This is a genomic window from Anaerocolumna xylanovorans DSM 12503 (assembly GCF_900143645.1).
GTDB classification, from domain to species: domain Bacteria; phylum Bacillota; class Clostridia; order Lachnospirales; family Lachnospiraceae; genus Anaerocolumna; species Anaerocolumna xylanovorans.
Window position 1 is genome coordinate 96176 of record NZ_FRFD01000013.1, and the last position, 17308, is coordinate 113483.

Annotated in this window: 14 protein-coding genes; 12 read left to right on the forward strand and 2 right to left on the reverse strand. The window is 41.5% G+C overall.

From position 1 onward, the window contains the following. Complete coding sequence (gene ptsP, locus BUF11_RS20320) at positions 1–1683, forward strand: phosphoenolpyruvate--protein phosphotransferase (RefSeq protein ID WP_073590702.1); 1683 nt, start codon at positions 1–3, stop codon at positions 1681–1683. A 25-nt stretch (positions 1684–1708) separates the two neighbouring features. Continuing rightward, the gene (locus BUF11_RS20325; RefSeq protein WP_073590703.1) at positions 1709–2839 is read left to right on the forward strand and encodes a glycerate kinase family protein; all 1131 of its coding nucleotides are present in this window, start codon (positions 1709–1711) and stop codon (positions 2837–2839) included. Between the two features lie 59 nt (positions 2840–2898). Here BUF11_RS20325 and BUF11_RS20330 read toward each other — a convergent pair whose 3' ends face one another. Then, on the reverse strand, positions 2899–3789 hold the full coding sequence (locus BUF11_RS20330; protein ID WP_073590704.1) for an AraC family transcriptional regulator: 891 nt from the start codon (positions 3787–3789) through the stop codon (positions 2899–2901). 125 nt (positions 3790–3914) lie between these two features. Between BUF11_RS20330 and BUF11_RS20335 the strand changes: the two genes are divergently transcribed. From BUF11_RS20335 to BUF11_RS20375, 9 genes are all read left to right on the forward strand, one after another. Further along, positions 3915–4997, forward strand: coding sequence for a Gfo/Idh/MocA family protein (locus BUF11_RS20335; RefSeq protein WP_207665496.1), 1083 nt, complete (start codon positions 3915–3917; stop codon positions 4995–4997). Positions 4998–5021: 24 nt separating this feature from the next. Beyond that, positions 5022–5990 (forward strand): Gfo/Idh/MocA family protein, encoded by a 969-nt coding sequence (locus BUF11_RS20340; protein ID WP_073590706.1) that lies wholly within the window; start codon positions 5022–5024, stop codon positions 5988–5990. Between the two features lie 13 nt (positions 5991–6003). Then, positions 6004–6798, forward strand: a complete 795-nt coding sequence (locus tag BUF11_RS20345) for a sugar phosphate isomerase/epimerase family protein (protein ID WP_073590707.1) — start codon at positions 6004–6006, stop codon at positions 6796–6798. 300 nt (positions 6799–7098) lie between these two features. Next, the gene (locus BUF11_RS20350) at positions 7099–7479 is read left to right on the forward strand and encodes a hypothetical protein (protein WP_073590708.1); all 381 of its coding nucleotides are present in this window, start codon (positions 7099–7101) and stop codon (positions 7477–7479) included. A gap of 17 nt (positions 7480–7496) precedes the next feature. Continuing rightward, the gene (locus BUF11_RS20355; RefSeq protein WP_073590709.1) at positions 7497–8024 is read left to right on the forward strand and encodes a cob(I)yrinic acid a,c-diamide adenosyltransferase; all 528 of its coding nucleotides are present in this window, start codon (positions 7497–7499) and stop codon (positions 8022–8024) included. Between the two features lie 334 nt (positions 8025–8358). Beyond that, positions 8359–9600, forward strand: a complete 1242-nt coding sequence (locus BUF11_RS20360) for an O-antigen ligase family protein (protein ID WP_073590710.1) — start codon at positions 8359–8361, stop codon at positions 9598–9600. A 171-nt stretch (positions 9601–9771) separates the two neighbouring features. Further along, a complete protein-coding gene (locus BUF11_RS20365; RefSeq protein ID WP_073590711.1) occupies positions 9772–10698 on the forward strand; it encodes an AEC family transporter in 927 nt (308 codons plus the stop codon). Between the two features lie 275 nt (positions 10699–10973). Further along, a complete protein-coding gene (locus BUF11_RS20370) occupies positions 10974–11183 on the forward strand; it encodes a cold-shock protein (RefSeq protein ID WP_073590712.1) in 210 nt (69 codons plus the stop codon). Positions 11184–11438: 255 nt separating this feature from the next. Then, complete coding sequence (locus BUF11_RS20375) at positions 11439–12584, forward strand: acyltransferase family protein (RefSeq protein WP_073590713.1); 1146 nt, start codon at positions 11439–11441, stop codon at positions 12582–12584. A 103-nt stretch (positions 12585–12687) separates the two neighbouring features. Here BUF11_RS20375 and nifJ read toward each other — a convergent pair whose 3' ends face one another. Beyond that, positions 12688–16224, reverse strand: coding sequence for a pyruvate:ferredoxin (flavodoxin) oxidoreductase (gene nifJ, locus BUF11_RS20380; RefSeq protein ID WP_073590714.1), 3537 nt, complete (start codon positions 16222–16224; stop codon positions 12688–12690). 583 nt (positions 16225–16807) lie between these two features. Here nifJ and greA point away from each other — a divergent pair. After that, a complete protein-coding gene (gene greA, locus BUF11_RS20385) occupies positions 16808–17290 on the forward strand; it encodes a transcription elongation factor GreA (RefSeq protein ID WP_073590715.1) in 483 nt (160 codons plus the stop codon). Positions 17291–17308: the final 18 nt, after the last annotated feature.

Genomic DNA, 17308 nt, shown 5'->3' on the forward strand with positions numbered 1-17308 from the left:
ATGAAGACATGGAAGGTAAAGAAAACCTATTCAAGAGGATATGCGCTGGGCCCGGCGCGTATTATCGAAAAAAAGGAAATCAGAACCGTATATGACAAAATTACCGGAGATAATATTACGGCAGAAATCAAGAGATTTGATGAGGCCGTAGAGGAAGGATGCAGGGAGCTTATGGAGCTTTCAGGGAAATCCGAAATATTTGCCGCTCATGCAGCCCTTGCCTCTGATATTGCTCTGCGTGAGGGAGTGGAGAATAAAATTAAAGACAAATTAATGTGTGCCGAGGAGGCGCTCCTTGAAACCAGCGGGGAATTTGTCTTCATCTTTGAGAGCATGGAAGATGAATATATGCGGGAGAGGGCAGCAGACATGAAGGATGTCTGTGAGAGGCTTCTTACTATTTTATCGGGAGAAAATGAAAATCCTTTTGAGGGAATAGAGGAAAAATCCATCATAATAGCCAGGGAACTGACTCCCTCGGATACGGCAAAGATGAATCTTAAGCTGGTTGCAGGTTTTGTAATGGAACTTGGCGGAGCTACAAGCCATGTGTCTATTATGGCAAAAAACCTTGGAATTCCCTGTCTTACGGGAGCAGAAGGTGTCCTTAAAGGTGTAAAGGATAAGGACTTTATCATAATGGATGCGGGAGCAGGAGAAATCTTTGCGGAGCCTTCTAAGGATTTGATTGAAGAATATGAAGAGAAAGCAGGAAAATGGCGGGAGGAAGAGAAACGCCTTAGGGAGTCCGCAGGACTTCCATCCCTTACGAAGGATGGGATACGGTTTGAATTGTGTGCCAATGCAGGCAATCCGGAGGAAGTCCGCGGGGCAGCAGAATATGAAATAGATGGAATAGGTTTGTTTCGGTCGGAGTTTTTGTATATGGGCTCGGATCATTTTCCTACTGAGGAGGAGCAGTTTTTTGCTTATAAGGAAGCAGCCTGCCTGTTAAAGGACAAGGAACTTACCATAAGAACCTTGGATATCGGCGGTGACAAGGAACTTAAGTACTGGCAGCTTCCAAAGGAAGAGAATCCTTTCCTGGGTTACCGGGCAATCAGAATCTGCCTGAAGGAGCCGGATATCTTTAAGCCCCAGTTAAGAGCTATTCTAAGAGCCGGAGCCTTTGGGAATGTCCGGATTATGTATCCTATGATAACCTCCGTGGAGGAAATAAGGGAAGCCAATAAAATCCTTGAACAGTGTAAAAAGGAACTGGAAGAGGAAGGGATTCCCTATAAAAAAGATATCCAGACAGGAATTATGATTGAAACACCCGCAGCTGTTATGATTGCGGAGGAGCTGGCAAAGGAAGCAGATTTTTTCAGTATCGGAACCAATGACCTGACGCAGTATTTTCTTGCAGCTGACAGAGGAAATGAAAAGGTTGCTGAAATTTATAATTCCTACCATCCTTCCGTATTGCGGGCCATTGCCGCAACGATACGGGCAGCCCATAAGCAGGGGATTAAGGCGGGCATGTGCGGGGAGTTTGCAAGTGATGAAAAAGCTGCCGTATTGTTACTTGGCATGGGACTGGACGAATTCAGTATGTCCGCAGGGGAAATATCACGTGTTAAGAGCCGCTTAAGAGAGACCGATTACAAAGAGGCAAAAGAAACTGCGGATAATATCCTGTCAAAGGGCTCTGTTACCGAGGTTATCAATTGCCTGATATAGGACGGCAATAATAGGAGATGGATCTATGAAGGTAGTAGTTGCAATGGATTCCTTTAAGGGGAGCCTGACCTCAATGGAAGCGGGGAATGCGGTAAAGGAAGGAATACAAAGGGTAAGTGAAGATGCCAAGATTATTATAAAACCCCTTGGGGACGGCGGCGAAGGTACGGCAGAGGCCCTCTTAAACGGAATGGGGGGAAGAAAAGTTTTTAAAATGGTCACCGGACCCATGGGCAAACCGGTGGAAGCTATGTATGGAATTCTTTCGGATGATAAAACGGCCGTCATCGAAATGGCCCAGGCTGCCGGAATCACCCTTTGCAGGGTAAAGGAGCGCAATCCTATGACTGCCACTACTTTTGGCGTAGGGGAAATGATTTTGGATGCCATGAAAAATGGCTGCCGGAATTTTCTTGTGGGTATCGGCGGCAGTGCAACCAACGATGGCGGCACCGGCCTTTTGATGGCCTTAGGCTATGAATTCTTTGATAAGACAGGGGAGAAAGTAGAACAGGGAGGAGGAAGCTTAAAAGACATTGCCGGGATATCCTGTGAAAATGTGCCGGCAGACCTGGCAGAGTGCCGTTTTCATATAGCCTGTGATGTGAGTAACCCTCTGTGCGGTCCCCTTGGAGCTACCCATGTCTTCGGACCCCAAAAGGGAGCATTGGCAGATGACCTGGAGGTGTTGGAAGCAGGAATGAGGAATTATGCCGCCCTTACAAAGAAGTTCACAGGCACGGATTATTCCGGGTATCCGGGAGCGGGAGCAGCGGGAGGACTTGGCTTTTGCTTTTTGGCATATCTAAAAGGACAGCTTATGCCAGGAATTGAAATGGTTATGAAGGCCGTTAATCTGGAAGAAGAAATAAAAGATGCGGATTATATAATAACCGGCGAAGGACGGCTGGACGGACAGTCAGGCATGGGAAAAGCTCCCGTTGGAGTTGCAAAACTGGCAAAAAGGTATGGCAGGAAGGTTATAGCCTTTGCAGGAAGTGTTACCAGGGAAGCAGCGGAATGCAACCGGATGGGAATTGATGCGTTTTTCCCGGTTATAAGGGAGATTGTGACCTTGGAAGAGGCCATGAACTCTAAGAATGCCGCAGATAATCTAAGGGATACGGCAGAACAGGTATTCAGACTTTTAGTATAGAGCGGGTGGGGGATGCACTTACCATGAGGTGGTAAGCGCATCCCCTCTTTTCTTTGTCATTAATTAGTCATATAATTCTTCCGGTACTGTTTGGGACTGATGTTCTTTAATTCTTTAAACTGGCTGATAAAATAGCTGGAGGTAGTAAATCCTGTCTCCAGGGCAATTTCTGTAATGGTACTGTTGGTACTGATTAAGAGTTTCTCTGCTTTTAAGATACGTACGTAAGTCAGATATTCTTTGAAGCTCTTTTTCATTACTTTCTTAAACATTCTTGAAAAATAGCTGTAGCTCATATGGCAGTATTTTGCCATTTCTCTTACGGTTATATCCTTCTGATAATTGTCTTCAATATAATCAAAAACCTTCTTAAGCTGCTTTTCCATTTCCTTATTAATAGGGACATCAATATTTAAATCAATATCCTGCTTATGCCAGTTCCTTAAGATGTATAAAAAGAGTGTCAGGATATCTGCACGGATAGCAAGTTCAAAGCCATACCGGGATTCCTTATATTCGGTATTGATATCATGAAGAATGGAAGGAAGTATGGTAGCCTTAATCTCCTCCTTTGTAAATATCTTCTGATGGGTGGATTCCTTTAGGATAAAGGGCATTAAATATTTCATTTCCAGCAGGGATTGGGAGGTGTAGAGCATTTCCGGCTCGAATTTAATGCAGATATATTGGTTGAAAGCTTCTCCCTGAGAGAATACATTATGTATTTCATTGGAATTAATAAGTACCATATCACCTTCACCAAAGGTATAATCCTTGTTGTTTAACAGAATACGGAACTGTCCGGACTGTGCATAAAGGATTTCAATGTAATCATGGATATGGGCGTGGACCATAACCCCGGGGCCCTTCTTTTCCTGGGTGTGGACACTGAACTTCCGGGGAAGCTCCGCATTGGGATTCCGTTTTTCAATATAATAAGTCTGTTCCAAAGCTGCACTCCTTTAAGGACAAATTTTTGATATTTTTTTATGTATTTATTATATCATGGACAAAGTGATTATGCTATATTTAAGAAAAATCAACAAAAATAAATAAGCAAAAAGGAGAAGATATAATGGAGAGAAAAGTAAAGATTGGAATTATTGGCTGCGGCGGAATTGCAAACGGAAAACACATGCCCTCTTTAAGCAAATTGTCAGATGTAGAAATAGTGGCCTTCTGTGACCTTATCGAAGAGAGAGCGGTAAAGGCAAAGGAGCAGTATGGTACTCCTGATGCCAAGGTTTATACGGATTATAAGGAATTGTTAAAGGATGAGGAAATCGAGGTGGTTCATGTATGCACCCCCAACCGCTCCCATGCCCCGATATCCATTGATTCCCTCTATGCCGGCAAGCATGTAATGTGTGAAAAGCCCATGGCAAAGACTGCGGAGGATGCCAGAAAGATGGTAGCAGCAGCCCAAGAGACCGGTAAGAAGTTAACGATCGGATACCAGCACAGGCATAAACCGGAAGCTATCTATCTTAAGAGCGTGATTGAAAGAGGAGATTTAGGAGATATCTATTTTGCCAAAGCTTTTGCGGTAAGAAGAAGAGGCACTCCCAACTGGGGTGTATTCTTAAACGAGTATGAGCAGGGCGGCGGTCCCTTAATTGATATCGGTACCCACTCTTTGGATGTTACCTTATACCTTATGAATAACTATGAGCCTAGGATGGTTGTTGGTACAAAATATAAGAAGGTAAGCGATCCGGAATGCGGCAATCCGTGGGGCGGCTGGAAAGAAGGAGAAAATACCATGGAGGATTCCGCATTTGGCTTTATCGTAATGAAAAATGGGGCAACCATTATCCTGGAATCCAGCTGGGCACTGAATACTATTGAGCCTATTCAGGAAGGCAGTACTGTTCTTTGCGGAACAGATGCAGGAGCACAGATTAAGGGGGGAGTTACCATCAATAAGGCAGAGTTTAACAGGCTGGTTGAGATTAAGCCGGATTTATCAAGCGGCGGAGTTGCTTTCTATGAAGGTATATCCGATAATCCCGCTGAGGTTGAGGCAAGACGCTGGATTGATGCTGTTAAGAATGATACAGAGGTGGTTGTAAAGCCGGAACAGGCTTGCGTGGTATCAGAGATACTGGAAGCTATCTACACCTCCGCAAGGACAGGGCAGCCTGTGTACTTTGACTGATATAACAGGAAGGAAATAAATAAGATGAATATAGCAATTATCAGCTACTGGCATGTTCATGCAGAAGGCTATACAAAAGAAATAATAGAAAAGACAGACAGCAGGATTTCTGCTGTCTGGGATGAGGAAGAAGAGAGGGGAAGAAGCTTTGCTGACAGGTTTGAGGTGCCTTTTTATAAGGACTACGACGAGCTTTTAGCAAATTCTGATATTGAAGGAGTGGTAATAACTGCTCCCACCTCCCTGCATAAGGAGCTTATCCTAAAAGCCATCAAGGCGGGTAAAAAGGTGTTTAGCGAAAAGGTTCTGGCACTCACTGTTTCGGACTGCCTGGAGATTAAGGAAGCTCTTTTAGAACAGGGCAGCGATATTACTCTTTCTCTGGTAAAGAAATGTGAAAGCCGCTTTCTCTTTGCAAAAGAATTGGTAGAAAAGGGAAGCCTTGGACGTATTACCTATGCCAGAATGCGGAATGTACATGACGGAAGTATCGGTGAATGGCTGCCGGAACATTTTTATAACAGGGAGCAGTGCGGCGGAGGCGCCATGATTGACCTGGGTGCTCATCCTATGTACCTGTTAGCCTGGCTGCTTGGAACACCTGTAAGTGTCCTGTCCTTATTTACAGACATTACAGGGCATGGAGTGGAGGATAATGCGGTTTCTGTAATAGAATTTGCAGAAGGGGCTACCGGTGTGGCAGAGACCGGCTTTGTATCCCGTTATACGCCGCCCATCCTGGAGATAAGCGGAACTGAAGGAACTCTTATGATAGGGGAAAGTATCCGCTATGCCGCCAAAGAGACCGGCGGGGAATGGATCACAGTAGAAAAACTTCCCGAAGCGCTTCCTTCGCCCCTGGTTATGTGGGCAGATGACCGGCGGGAAGAGAAGGCGGCCTTTGGAATAGAAGATTCCATAACTCTTACTCAATTAATGGAAGCAGCCTATGAGTCACAGGCCACAGGAAAGAAAATAACTATCAGGCAGTAACCGTATCCATAAAATGAATTATTTACAGTTGGGGCAGAAAGTCAGAAGCAGCGGTATAAACGGCAGCAGAAAGGACGGAAAGAGAGGAAAGATGGAAATATCAATACAGCTTTACTCAGTTCATACAGAAACCGAGAAGGATTTTAAGGGAGCAGTAGAAAAGGTAGCTGATATCGGCTTTCAGGGCGTGGAATTTGCAGGCTATGGCGGGTTGTCAGCAGAAGAAATGGCAGCCTTTTTAAAAGAGAAAAACCTCTATTCTGTAGGGGCGCATGTTGGCGTCCAAAGATTTGAGGAGGGTTTTTTAGAAGAGCTTGGGTATCATAAGGCAATCGGTTCTAAATATATCATTTGTCCATATGCCAGTACAGAGACTTTAGAAGAAGTCAAAGAACTGGCGGAAGTTTTAAACAATGCGGCGAGGCTGGCAGAAGGAAGCGGCATTAAAGTAGGCTACCACAACCATGCTCAAGAGTTTAAAATAATTAATGGAAAGTATGCACTGGACCTTTTAGCTGAACTGACAAGGGAAGACGTAATTCTGGAATTGGATGTATTCTGGGCAGCTTACGCAGGCGTTGAGCCGGTAGACTATATTAAGAAGTCAGGGAAGAAGATTGAATTGATTCATATGAAGCAGATAAATGAGACAAAGGAAAATGTGGATATGCCGGAAGGCTGCCTGGATATGAAGACAATACAGGAAGCTGCAGAATATGCATCGTATTTTGTGCTGGAGCATGAGGAATATGACAAGCCTATATGGGAAAGCATCCAAAATGACTATGAATTTTTAAAGAAGTTATAAGCATCATAAAAGATAATGAGTGTCAGAGTGGGTTGCGGCAATCTTAAGTTATAATTGCAGCAACCCATTTTTTGAGACTATTTTTGTACATATTGCTGATAAGATTCTATCTTGTATCTATAATTTGTTATATAATAATGGGAGAAGAAGGCAACTGTCAAGAAATATTAGCAAATAAGGGGAAATAATCTCATAAAATTATTGTGGTGCATGGTAAATTATGATAAAATTAAGACGGTGGAACTGGAAAATATCAGATACGGATTGGGATGATGTTTCCCATAAGGAAGGAGCAAAGGGATGGTACGAAAGGTAAATAAGTATGTGGACATTTTAAGAATTGAGCTAAATGATCTTATAAATGAAATCAACGAACATGTCGAGACCTCTCACCAGGAACATAATGACCGGGTTATTAAGAATTTTACTTATCACGGGAATCTGACTATATATGAAAAGCAGCTTGAAGGTATCAAACAGACAGCCAAGCTGTTGGAAGAGATGGATCTTTCAGATTACGAATCCATCAATGACCTGGCAAAGGACTTAACAGAACGTATGAAAAGCTATTTTACAACCAGGGGCCTGTTAGAGGGCGGATATCACTTGACTTTGAAAAGAGTTGAGGGGGCAAGGGATTATGTGCTTCGTACGGAAAGAAACACCAAATACTCCGCATAAGAGAGGTTAAGTTGAAAATGAGCAAGGGATTGATACATGTATACTGCGGTGACGGCAAAGGGAAAACTACTGCAGCAGCAGGACTTAGTATAAGGGCAGCGGGATGCGGTATGAAAGTAGTATTCCTTCAGTTTTTAAAGGCGATGGAGTCCGGTGAAATCGAAATATTAAGAAAGATAGACCTGATTACGGTAATTCGTAATGAGAAGGACTATGGATTCTTTAACCGGATGACAGAAGAGGATAAGCTTGCCATCACAGAACTTCATAACAAAAATCTTAAGGCTGCATTGGACATGGTAGAAAGAGAGCACTGCGATATGCTGGTTCTCGACGAAGTGTGTGCAGCCTATAATTATAATCTGCTTGACAGAGGGTTAGTGGAGAAGCTGGTAAAGGAGAAAAGGGATGATCTGGAGCTGGTGCTTACAGGAAGAGAGCCGGCTCCGGTGTTTTTAGAATATGCTGATTATGTATCCGAAATCAGGAAAATAAAGCACCCTTACGACAGAAAAATTACTGCCAGAAGAGGGATAGAATACTAAAAATCAGGAAAGAAAAGTAAGGTTGTCCGGGTGAAATCTTAAAAAATCTTCATAAATCTTTAAAAAAATTAAGAAATTCATAATTAAGATTAAGGGTATACCAAATTGATAATTAAATTATTATATGATAAAATGCCTCATTGTGATAGACAGAAATGAGCTTAACTTCAGTCTTCTGATAGTGGAAGTTCTTTCTTAATGAGAAAGCACTCAATATGAAAAGAGGCGGGTTATCATAAAAGATAAAGCAATTATCAGTAAAATAGAAAATACACAATTTCATATAAAATCGAATATCCATAAAAACGAACTTACAAAAGCAGCGGAGAATATATTGACGGATAACAATCTGGTGATGGCTGCGGCTGCATCCATATTTTTACCTTATATGATATCCGCGGTAATATTGGTTTCCATTGCTATTTATATAGCCATTAATAAACAGACGAGAGAAATATGCCTGCTACATAAGGAATTTAAAGGAATTCTATATTTCCAGTTGTTTTTCCAGATGGTGTCCTTAATCTATGGGAATTGGATGGGAGTATTGGGAGGCTTTGCCTTTATGCTGGCGGCTATTTTAGGAATATTCCAGTATCATGTTATGACGGCAGAGCTTTATGAAAAGAGTCTTAGTGTCATGTGCATATTCAGCTGCTTTTCAACGGTCTATGCATTGGCTGAACAGGCTATGATATCTGGCGGATACCTTCATTACGAACGGGTATGCAGCATATTCTTTTATCCAAACTACTTTGCAACGATATCGGCAACGGTTGTTTTGATCAGTACCTATAAATTACTTACCAGACAAGGTAACCCGTATATATTCTGTACAGCAATCGTAATGAACCTTATTAATATTTACTTAAGCCAAAGTATGTTTGGCTGGGTAGAGGTACTGGCCGGAATCTCTGTTATGTTTTTTGTACTTCGTTATTACCGTTTGCTTGCTTCCTTTGTAGGAGCTGCCCTCATTGGAATTGCATTGATATTGGTTATTAATCCGGATGTCATTCCAAGAATATCCCAGGCAAATCTTACATTAAGTATGCGTTTTCAGATATGGAGAGATGCAATTCTCTATGTCAAAGAAGCACCGCTTTTTGGCAAGGGAACTATGACCTATGCATACAATACCCTTCAGACCGGTAAGATCGTACCTCATTCCCATAATATGATGCTGGAGTCACTTTTGAACTACGGAATTCTTGGAAGTGCCGTTTTAGTGGGAGCAGTTGCCAAATACCTGGTAAGTGTTATAAAGAGATGCTACTATCAGGGGGATATTAGGATAACCTCTCTTATACTGGGGGTTACAGGAGCAGCCCTCGTACATGGAATTACGGATATTACCCTTATGTGGCTTCAGACCCTTCCGTTATTTGTGTTCTTGTTGGCCGGAGCCGGAGTATTTGAGAAGAGTGCGGCGGAAGAAGACAGTATCTACGAAAAGATACCGGGCTATATGGTTCAAAAGGTTGCACCTGTTATCGTTTATTGTAAAAAATCCTGTGACAGTTCAAAAGAGCTGCTTATAAATAAAGAAAATATAAAAGAAAGAGCCAGCGCTTAAAGGGCGAAAACATATTATTAATGCAGAAGGTGCAGTTGTAAATTATTATAATGCAGCTTCTGCATTTTTGATATAAGGTTCCATACTAAGGCAATTGACAGGGTATCGTTATTTTGTTATGATATCGAAGTATGCTTATTAGTTTATTTATTTTTACCGAAGAGGTATCTTATGTCATTAGCTGTGATTGCACTAAACCAAATACTGGTTATGTTTCTGATAATGATTCTGGGCTTTTTGTGCTATAAGATTAAGATTATCAATCATGAGACCAACAAAAAGCTGTCGGATTTCTTACTTCTGATTGTGAATCCACTGTTAATTTTTAATTCCTATCAAAGAGAGTTTAATAAAGAACTGCTTAATGGACTGGCCGTTTCATTTATTCTGGCCTTTATCAGCCATTTCATAGCCATAGCGGCAGCATGGCTGTTTGTGAGGGGAAAGGATAAGCAAGACATTCCCTTAGAGAGGTTTTCCTGTATTTATTCCAACTGCGGCTTTATGGGAATCCCTTTGATTAACAGCTTATATGGAAGCGAAGGAGTATTCTATCTGACTGCCTATATGACGGTATTTAACCTGTTAATCTGGACCCATGGCGTTATACTTATGACGGGGCACAGAAACCCAAAGGCCATGCTAAAGACATTGGTATCACCGACCTTTATCGGCATAATTGCCGGATTGCTGCTTTTTCTTCTCAATATCAGAATACCCCAGGTGCTATACCGTTCAATGGACTACGTAGCGTCGATGAACACACCCCTTGCTATGATAATAGCAGGAGTAACCATGGCACAGTCAGACCTTAAAAAAGTATTTTTAAAATGGAGAATTTATCTGGTTATCTTTGTAAAGCAGCTTGCCATTCCCGTGCTGTTAACATTACTATATTATAAGCTGCCTATTAATAACACAATCCTGACAACGGCCATATTGGCAGCAGGATGCCCCGTGGCGGCAACAGGAATGCTGTTTGCCTTACGCTACAATAAGAACCATTTGTATGCGTCGGAGCTTTATGCTGTCAGTACCATGGCAGCGATTGTTACCATACCGGTTATCATGCTGGTTGCAGGACTTCTCATACGGTAATCGGTAATCACGATGACATTTGTCTGCGGTAAGAGGGCTAAGGATTAAATTATCTTAATCTTTTGTAGTATTATATAGGGCGGATACTGCAAAATAAAAATATAAATCTAAATATTGTAAAAAATGGTTGACACCCGAACAAGAGTATGTTATAGTTACACAGTAATCAAATAAATCATTATGTTGACCTGTATTTCAAGTCATTATTTTAGAATGATTTGATAGCAAGTCAATTTTTTTATATTGATGCGAATAAGAAAATGGAGGTACTATTAATGAACAATGGTACAGTAAAATGGTTTAATTCACAAAAAGGTTATGGCTTTATCACAGATGATAATAGTGGAGAAGATATTTTTGTACACTTTTCAGCTATTGAATCAAATGGTTTTAGAAATCTTGATGAAGGTCAAAGAGTTATTTTTGATATCGAGAAAGATCCTAAAAGCAAGAAAATTAAAGCTGCTAATGTAAAGGTGGCATAAAGCCAAATTATAACAAAATAAATTAATAGATGTACCGATTGTTGAATCCATTCGAAGATTTGTATCATTTAGGTAATTTAAATTTTTTACAGAGTAGAACTTTTCTACTCTGTTTTTTTTGCATTACATAGTATGGAAGCTGTAAAATCTTATATATCATTACGCGATTATTCTTTTCAATGGAGAATTTCTGTGATATAATGCCATAAATTAGTAGAAAAGTTAAATTAGGCCGGGAGACAGGGAGGAGCAGCTATGACGGATGGTAAAGAGAAGGAAAGGTATCTATATATTGATAATCTGCGGTTATTAATGATTATTTTCGTAGTAATGATGCATCTGGCAGTTACATACAGCGGGATAGGAGGCTGGTATACGGTAGAAAGAAAAGAGCTTGGCATATTCCAGACAGCATTTTTTGGTTTGTATCAATCCTTTACCCAGGCTTATTTTATGGGATTCTTATTTCTGATATCAGGTTACTTTGTTAAGAAATCCTATGATAAAAAAGGCTTTCAAAGGTTCATAAAAGACCGTCTTATCCGATTGGGAATTCCTACTCTGATTTATATGCTGCTTATCACTCCGTTCATCATGGTGGTTTTGTTGGATTATACATGGGAAGGACATAGTGCTATAGAAGTTTATATACAGTACATAGTGAGCCTTGACTTCCTTGGATCAAGCGGTCCTCTCTGGTTCGCCTTTGCCCTGCTTATTTTTAACATTGTTTATGCCCTCCTCCGTAAAGTATCAAAGAAGCAGCAGGAGAATGGAGAAAAGGAACTGCCGGGCATGGGTGCAGCCATTCTGTTGATTCTTTTAATTTTTGCAGGTGCATTCCTGATTAGGCTGGTACAGCCAATCGGTACAAGTATCCTGAACATGCAGCTTTGTTATTTTGCCCAGTATATCATTCTATTCATCGTAGGAGTAACAGCGGGAAAATACCGCTGGTTCTCTAAGCTGACCTATCAATCCGGGCGTAAATGGCTGTTTGCGGCTTTGGTTCCGGGCATCCTATGCTGGGCGGTAATTATACTGGCAGGCGGAGCCTTAAATGGAAATGATGGCTTGCTTTATGGGGGCTTGCATTGGCAGAGCGCAGCCTATGCTCTGTGGGAATCATTTACGGCAGTGGCCATGTCAATCGGCCTTATCACAGTGTTTAGAGAAAAATACAATAAGCAGTCAAGGTTTGTAAAAACATTGTCTGATAATTCCTTTGCAGTTTATGTGTTCCACGCTCCGGTTATCATAGCAGTCACCCTTGCAATGACGAATTTACATACGGATCCGGTAATAAAATTCCTTCTTGCCTGCATCCTTGGTATTCCGCTAAGTTTTCTCTTCTCACATTACATATTCAGGCGTATCCCTTTCTTAAAGAAGGTATTGTGACTGGGGCAGTGATTAATAAAGAGGCTGTACACCAGCGGTTAAAACCGTTTGTGTACAGCCTCTTTTGCATGCTTATTTCGGCCGTTTTATATTTTACTTAGAATTAGTCTTCCCAGGAAGCAAGACGTACAAGCTTCTTATACTTAGCCTTTGCACTGGCCTCTGACTTTGCAAAGAGGTCCTTTGCTCTTTCAGGGTTAGAACGTGCAAGAGAGCTATATCGTACTTCGTTAGAAAGGAATTCCTGATAATCAGCAGTAGGCTCTTTGGAGTCTAACTGGAAGGGATTCTTGCCCTGTATTTCCAGACGGGGATCGAAACGGAATAAGTGCCAGTATCCGCAGGCAACTGCACGTTTCTCTTCTGTCTGAGCACCCTTCATACCACCCTTGATACCATGGTTGATACAAGGAGCATAAGCAATGATAATGGAAGGTCCATTGTAGCTTTCAGCTTCAACAAATGCTTTTACGCACTGGTTGTAATCAGCACCCTGAGCAATCTGTGCTACGTATACATAGCCATAGCTCATTGCGATAGCAGCTAAGTCCTTCTTCTTAACTTCCTTACCGGCAGCAGCGAACTGAGCAATAGCACCGGTAGGTGTGGACTTGGAGGACTGTCCGCCTGTATTGGAGTAAACTTCCGTATCAAATACTAAGATGTTAACATCTTCGCCGCTGGCAATTACATGGTCTAATCCGCCGAAGCCGATATCATAAGCCCATCCGTCACCGCCAAGGATCCACTGGGATTTCTTGGATAAGAAATCTTTGTTTGCTAAGATGTTAGCTCTGTCTTCATTATCACAGCTGCAGCTTTCAAGAGCAGCAATTAATTCTGTGGAAGCAGTTCCGTTTAATGCGCTGGAATCTTTTGTAGCAAGATATTGCTCGCAGGCAGCCTTGATATCTTCTTTCTCAACAACAGCAGAAAGTGCTTCTACGGAAGAGATAAGACGTTTTCTAAGAGCTTTCTGTGCAAGAGCCATACCATAGCCGTACTCTGCATTATCTTCGAATAAGGAGTTAGCCCAAGCGGGACCTTTGCCTTCTTTATTTACGGTATAAGGAGTGGAAGGTGCGCTGCCGCCCCAGATAGAAGAGCATCCGGTTGCATTGGCAATGTACATTCTGTCTCCGAATAACTGTGTAGCAAGTTTAGCGTAAGGTGTTTCACCGCAGCCTGCGCAGGCACCGGAGAACTCAAGTAAAGGTTTCTTGAACTGGCTTCCCTTAACAGTTGTTTCCTTGAATTTGGTAACAACTTCATTAGGATATCCAATCTCTACGCCGTAATCAAATAATTTCTGTGAATCTAACTGGCTGTCTAAACTTTCCATTGTAAGAGCTTTTTCGCCCTTCTTACCAGGACAAACATTTACGCAGGAACCGCAGCCCTGGCAATCCAGTGCAGATACGGAGATAGCGAATTTGAATCCGGGCATACCGGTTAAATCAACATTTAAGGAGCCTTCAGGAGCGTTAGCAACCTGTTCTTCTGTCATAGCAACAGGACGAATGGATGCATGAGGGCATACATAAGAACAGAAGTTACACTGGATACAGTTTTCCGGATGCCAGCTGGGAACATCTACTGCGATACCACGTTTTTCAAATGCAGCAGAGCCTAAGGGGAAAGTACCGTCTGCCATATCTGCAAAAGTAGAAACGGGAAGACTGTAACCGTCCTGGGCATTAACAACATTCTGGATTTTATTTACATAATCTACGACCTCTGTTCTGGAACCAGTTGCAACGCTAAGAAGGCTTTCATCTGTTGCATCAGCCCAGGAAGCGGGAACCTTAACTTCTTTCACATCGGTAATACCGCGGTCAATAGCATCATGATTCATCTTAACAATAGCGTCACCCTTCTTGCTGTAAGAAGCAGTAGCTGCTGCTTTCATGTATTTAACAGCATCTTCAACAGGAATGATGTTAGCTAATTTAAAGAAAGCAGCCTGTAATACGGTATTAATACGTCCGCCAAGACCGATTTCCTTACCAATGCTGATACCGTCGATGGTGTAGAATTTGATGTTATGCTCAGCAATATAACGCTTAACCTGTCCAGGTAAGTGAGCTTCAATTTCTTCCATTGTCCATCCGCAGTTTAATAAGAATGTTCCGCCGTCCTTTAAATCCTGAACCATGTTGTATTTTCTCACATAGGAAGGATTGTGGCAGGCAACGAAGTTAGCCTGGCTTACAAGGTAAGTAGACTTAATAGGAGCCTTACCGAAACGTAAGTGGGAGGTTGTAATACCGCCGGACTTTTTGGAGTCATAATCAAAATAAGCCTGAGCATACATGTCTGTATGGTCACCGATGATCTTGATGGAGTTCTTGTTAGCACCTACAGTACCGTCAGCACCAAGTCCCCAGAATTTGCAGCTGATAGTTGCTTCGGGAGTGGTATTTGTCTTTTTTGTTGTTTCAAGAGAAAGATTTGTTACGTCATCTGTGATACCGATTGTAAATTTCTTCTTCTCTGCATTGTTATAAACAGAAACAATCTGTCCGGGTGTAGTATCTTTGGAGCCTAAACCGTAACGGCCGGTGAATACAGGGATGTCCTTGAATTTGGTTTCCTTTAAGGCAGCTACAATATCTAACCATAAAGGCTCGCCAAGGGCACCGGGCTCTTTTGTTCTGTCAAGTACACTGATTTGTTTAACGGAATCAGGAATGACATCTAATAAATGCTTAATAGAGAAAGGTCTGAAAAGTCTAACCTTGATTAAACCAACCTTCTCACCTTTTGCTGTTAAGTAATCAATGGTTTCTTCAATGGTATCGCATACGGAACCCATAGCAATGATTACATGGGTAGCATCGGCAGCACCATAGTAGTTGAACAGTTTATAATCTGTTCCGAGTTTCTCATTTACTTTACCCATATATTCTTCTACGATACCGGGAATAGCATCATAGTAAGGATTACATGCTTCTCTGGCCTGGAAGAAGATATCAGGATTCTGTGCAGTACCGCGTGTTACGGGATGTTCCGGATTTAATGCACGCTTACGGAATGCAGTAACGGCATCCAGATCTGTCATTTCTTTTAAATCTTCATAATCCCACATCTCAATTTTCTGGATCTCATGGGAAGTACGGAAACCATCGAAGAAATGAAGGAAAGGAACTCGTCCCTTTATAGTAGAAAGATGTGCAACAGCACCTAAGTCCATAACTTCCTGTACATTTCCGGAACAAAGCATTGCAAAACCTGTCTGGCGGCATGCATATACGTCGGAGTGGTCACCGAAGATTGACAGTGCGTGGCTTGCTAAAGCACGGGCAGAAACATCAATAACACAGGGAAGTAATTCACCTGCGATTTTGTACATATTAGGGATCATTAAAAGTAAGCCCTGTGATGCGGTAAAGGTAGTTGTCAAAGCACCTGCCTGTAAGGAACCGTGAACGGTACCAGCTGCACCAGCTTCAGACTGCATTTCGGTAACCTGTACTTCATGTCCGAAAATGTTCTTTCTTCCCTGAGCAGACCATGCGTCAGTAACTTCAGCCATAACTGAAGACGGTGTGATTGGATAGATGGCTGCAACATCGGTAAATGCATAGGAGACATGTGCCGCAGCATTATTTCCATCCATGGTTTTCATTTTTCTAGCCATGTTATATTATCCTCCTTAAAGAATGCAGTAATTGAGAAAATAAATGAACACAAAAAGAATGAGTCACCTCACCGTGCGCCTCAATTACTGGACATTGTTAATTATGTAACTGGTTATGTATGGCATTAGCCGATTTCTTATAATATATTATAAGAAAATATGGTAAAATACCTATAGTAGAGAATAACACTATTCGACAGATGTGTAAAGAGTTAATTCGTACTTATTCGAATTTTTAATAAATCATCCGGTACTGTTTTTGGAGTAAAAAACCGGTCAAAACAGCACGGTTTTTGGATGAAAAGGGAGGATGCCGGGCTCTAAGCATGTCCTGCTTTGTAAGAAGCTGTAACAAAGGGGAAGCAGGTGAAAAATAAAAAATCATTAGGTTAAAATATTATCATGAGGAATAAAAATCCCAAAAAAGTTAATGATATGATGCGGAATATTTTTGGGCATACCATGATAAGATATAAAGTACTTACAAACTGCAAGGGTAAATTATTGACAACAAACCAGTGATAAGTTATAATACTTTGAATGTATCGTTAATACGATTGAAACGGAGGAAGGGTGTTTAAATATGGCAGATAAAAAGAACATTTTGACCTATGAGGGATTAAGACTTTTAGAGGAAGAGTTACAGGATTTAAAAGTCAACAGACGTAAGGATGTTGCACAGAAGATAAAGGAAGCCAGGGAACAGGGAGACTTATCTGAAAATGCGGAATACGATGCAGCGAAGGATGAACAAAGAGAGATAGAAGGAAGAATTGAAGAGATAGATAAAATCTTAAAAAATGCGGAAGTCGTTGTGGAAGACGAAGTCGAGGTAGATGTAATTAATATAGGCTGCAGGGTTAAGATACTTGACATTGAATTTGAAGATGAGATGGAATATAAAATCGTAGGATCTACGGAAGCCAATAGTCTTAAAGGAAAGATCTCCAATGAATCACCGGTCGGTAAAGCATTGATTGGTGCGAGAGTTGGGGATATTGTTAATGTTGAGACCCATTCAGGCTTATTACAGTACAAAATTCTGGAAATACAAAGATCCAATTGATTTTTTTAGAAAGGATGA